The organism is Actinomyces sp. S6-Spd3 (genome assembly GCF_000758755.1).
Lineage (GTDB): Bacteria > Actinomycetota > Actinomycetes > Actinomycetales > Actinomycetaceae > Pauljensenia.
This window is the reverse complement of sequence record NZ_JRMV01000118.1, coordinates 1-721: the sequence shown is the minus strand read 5'-3', so window position 1 is coordinate 721 and position 721 is coordinate 1. Positions and strand designations below refer to the sequence as shown.

Genomic DNA, 721 nt, shown 5'->3' with positions numbered 1-721 from the left:
CGGTGTTGGTGACCACTGTCCAAGTATTTGGATGGCTCCACCATTCTTTGTAGTTAGCAAATCCGATATATTCCGCAGTCGGTGAGGAGATGTTCCAGTTGGTGAACGATAGGCGGATATTATCGGCAAGCGGACGGTAAGTGAATACCGCAAGGAAAATCAGGTTGGGAACGAGCAAGATTGCTGCTAGCCACCACTCGTTCCAGTCAGGCCGGTCTGAGCGTTTTTGCAGCGTGTCACGCCGTTCTTTGGCAGACGTAATCGACCACATGCGTGAAACTGTAGGGATCCAAAGTTAACGGCAGGTATCGCGGCCAGGAACGATCCGTGTCGGACAAGTGAGCCCCAGGCCACTAAATTGCGCGGCCTCGCAAAACACGCGGATTCCAGTGTTGCCGCACCAAATTAGTTGTTAGGTTTTGCCTCTTAGCAAGGAAGCGCCTTGCTTACAGTTAAGGCTCAAGCGCAGCAACTGATGCTACGTTAACTCCGTCTTCTCGCCGATATGACAATCCGCTACCCGTGATCACGAGGGGAACCGTGGGCAAATCTATAAGCTCGCTGAATCGCAATAGGTTTTCAGCTGCCCGGTCTACGACTGCCGGATTATGCCCGAGTTTCATTTCAATCACTAGGACGGTTCCATCTATCTCAACGAGCGCGTCAACCTCCTGTTGGTTCTGAAGTCGAGCATGATAGACGAACCCTCGCGTCAAAGCTC

The 721-nt window shown here is 52.0% G+C and carries 2 pseudogenes; both read right to left on the bottom strand.

What is annotated here, in order from left to right:
• Positions 1–271, bottom strand: a pseudogene (locus HMPREF1627_RS10465) (sugar ABC transporter permease); the annotation flags it as partial.
• Between the two features lie 181 nt (positions 272–452).
• A pseudogene (locus HMPREF1627_RS10640) lies at positions 453–721 on the bottom strand (ATP-binding protein); the annotation flags it as partial.